The sequence below is a fragment of the Fibrobacter sp. UWH1 genome (assembly GCF_002210365.1).
Taxonomy (GTDB): domain Bacteria; phylum Fibrobacterota; class Fibrobacteria; order Fibrobacterales; family Fibrobacteraceae; genus Fibrobacter.
This window is the reverse complement of record NZ_MWQG01000084.1, coordinates 1-2,576: the sequence shown is the minus strand read 5'-3', so window position 1 is coordinate 2,576 and position 2,576 is coordinate 1. Positions and strand designations below refer to the sequence as shown.

General features: G+C 39.6%; 2 protein-coding genes and 1 pseudogene. 2 read left to right on the top strand and 1 reads right to left on the bottom strand.

The features are described from left to right. A pseudogene (locus B7992_RS16110) lies at positions 1-235 on the bottom strand (cytochrome C biogenesis protein CycH); the annotation flags it as partial. A gap of 800 nt (positions 236-1,035) precedes the next feature. On the opposite strand from B7992_RS16110, the gene dcm reads away from it, so the two are divergent. Together dcm and B7992_RS16100 are read left to right on the top strand one after the other, a co-directional pair. Next, positions 1,036-2,034 (top strand): DNA (cytosine-5-)-methyltransferase, encoded by a 999-nt coding sequence (dcm, locus tag B7992_RS16105; RefSeq protein ID WP_088666808.1) that lies wholly within the window; start codon positions 1,036-1,038, stop codon positions 2,032-2,034. Between the two features lie 12 nt (positions 2,035-2,046). Next, entirely contained in the window at positions 2,047-2,547 is a 501-nt protein-coding gene (locus tag B7992_RS16100) for an EcoRII N-terminal effector-binding domain-containing protein (RefSeq protein ID WP_088666807.1), read from the top strand. Positions 2,548-2,576 lie beyond the last annotated feature (29 nt).

Sequence of the window (2,576 nt, the reverse complement as noted above, 5' to 3'; positions counted from 1 at the left end):
CTCCATGCAGAGTGGTTGTTTCCATTTTGGAAATAACCATAGATTCTTCCAGTTCTCCTTCCTCAAAGATGTTCTTTAGGTGCTTGCTAATTGCAGGAACGCCAACTTCAAATAGCTCAGCCATGGCTTTTTGCGTAAGCCACAAAGTTTCGTTTTCAAGTTTCACTTCAAGATGCGAGGAACCGTCATCGGAAACATAGATTACTATTTCGCCTTTCTTATCAGTGGTATTCATTCAAACCTCCGTACTGCACAAAAATACACTAAAATAAAGGCTGTGTCAAGCCAGTGTACACGGTCGGGGTGAGATTGTGTTCCCATTGTTTTCTTGCTGAATAATAACAGCAAGGTCGGATTAGGATATGTCAAGCCATTTCGTAAAAAATAGGCAATAGGGGCACCGAAAAAATTTGAGTGACACCTACTGACATGCTGGATTATCTATATTCTTTATGTACATAAAGAGTTTTGCTCTTGTTCCGAACTGAAAACTTCGACACTTTTCAAAAACCCGGTGCAAGACGAACGCTCACGCTTGCTATTAGGCTTTGCTTGATGGCATCGTTTTGCTATATGCATATTTGATAAATCTGCCTGTACGCAAACGACCCTTTAGATGCTATTGCATCTGCTGCCGTGTTTACGGCACGCAATTGGGGCGTGGGTTGTTTGTGTTTACTTGGTTTTGGGCAGTCGAAGGCCTTCAGTTGGGTAGATGCATTCAATTCCACGCCTTTTTCCTTTAAATGTGTGTGAAGTATGCTACAAGAACGGCTCTTGCTGAGTTTGCTCTTGTTCTACAGCTGAAAACTTCGACACTTTTCAAAACCATTGAATAAGACAAACGTTCGTTGACCTATGGTTGCATAGGCCATGCTGTACCCTGGGCGTACTGTATCCACTCGGTGCCCGGGGAATTCGTGCGTGTATCCACACGTGCGTTTGCGAGCGTTTTCTTTGCTTGTTTTGACATCGCGGTTTCTTGCTCCCGATTGAGGGTGAACTCGTTCACCTTCAACTTGAGGAACGAGATACATGGCTGGCCAAGATGTTAAGTCTAAAAAGAAATCTGTAAAACAGAATTTTAGGTTCATTGACTTGTTTGCCGGTATCGGCGGAATGCGTATTGCTTTTGAAGCGGCTGGAGGAAAATGCGTTTACACAAATGAGTGGAATAAGTTTAGCCAAAAAACATATTTCGACAATTTTGGTGACATGCCTGATGGTGATATAACAAAGGTGGATGCTAAAACAATTCCTGATCATGATATTCTTGTTGCTGGATTCCCGTGCCAACCATTTTCCATTGCAGGAGTTTCTAAAAAGAACAGCTTGGGGCGTGCAACAGGATTTGAAGATAAAACTCAAGGCACTTTATTCTTTGATGTTTGCAGAATAGTCAAGGAAAAACGTCCAAAAGCATTTATGCTTGAAAATGTGAAAAACCTATGTAGTCATGACAAAGGCAATACTTTTAAAGTTATTAAAGAATCTTTAGACGAATTAGATTATGAAATTTTCTACAAGGTGTTAGATGGTCAAAATTTTGTACCTCAACACCGTGAAAGAATATTGATAGTCGGTTTTGACAGAAAAATATTTAAAAAGAAAATAGACTTTCAATTTATCATTTCTCCGAAAGAACCTAAGCCTGTAATGCGAGATATTTTGGAATCTAAGCCCGATCCAAAGTACACGTTATCAGATAAATTATGGACGTACTTGCAGAATTATGCTGCGAAACATAAAGCCGCGGGAAACGGTTTTGGCTATGGGATTGCTCCGCTTGATGGAGTGTCACGAACGCTTAGCGCAAGATACTATAAAGATGGTTCAGAAATTTTAATTGAACAAAAGAATAAAAATCCTAGACGGTTAACTCCAAGGGAGTGTGCCCGTTTGCAGGGCTTTCCCGATACATTTAAGATTACGGTTTCCGATGGTCAAGCTTATAAACAATTTGGAAATTCCGTGGTTGTTCCTTTGATGACTAATGTTGCAAAGCTTATCGTTAAGCAGCTTGAAAATTTATAGAGGATTTTCAAAATGCAGTCTTACGCTACCGAAGCCATTAAGGCAACTACGTATGGAGAAAAAGCTTTTTGCAAATTTTTATCTGCAAATGATACTAAGCCCGACCAAAGTCATCAGGCTGGAATCTATATACCCAAAAATAGTTATTCACTCCTTTTTGATAGTCCTGGAGTTAAGGGCGAAAATAAAGATAGATTGTCAGAAATTCAGTGGCATTATGAGGGTGAGTTTATTACAGAATCAAGGTTCATCTATTACGGGCGAGGAACTCGCGATGAATATCGTATTACACGAACTCCAATTTTTCGACCAGAATTTACAGGAGCTTTATTCGTTCTAGTAAAGCGAGCGGAACATAGCTATCAGGCGTTTGTTTTAAATTCCGATGACGATATAAACGACTATCTTGATTCAATAGGTTTGTCACCATTAGAAACAAATTTATTAATTGAAAAAAAGTCGATAACTAGCGACGAAAATGAAGAAACCCGAATTCTATTTGCAAATGCATAATCCGAGCGGAATCTGAAGGATGCAAAAAA

What these genes read in the sequence shown, in the direction of transcription:
- dcm (WP_088666808.1), top strand. Translation starts at nt 1,036, where the DNA reads ATGGCTGGCCAAGATGTTAAGTCTAAAAAGAAATCTGTAAAACAGAAT.
- B7992_RS16100 (WP_088666807.1), top strand. Translation starts at nt 2,047, where the DNA reads ATGCAGTCTTACGCTACCGAAGCCATTAAGGCAACTACGTATGGAGAA.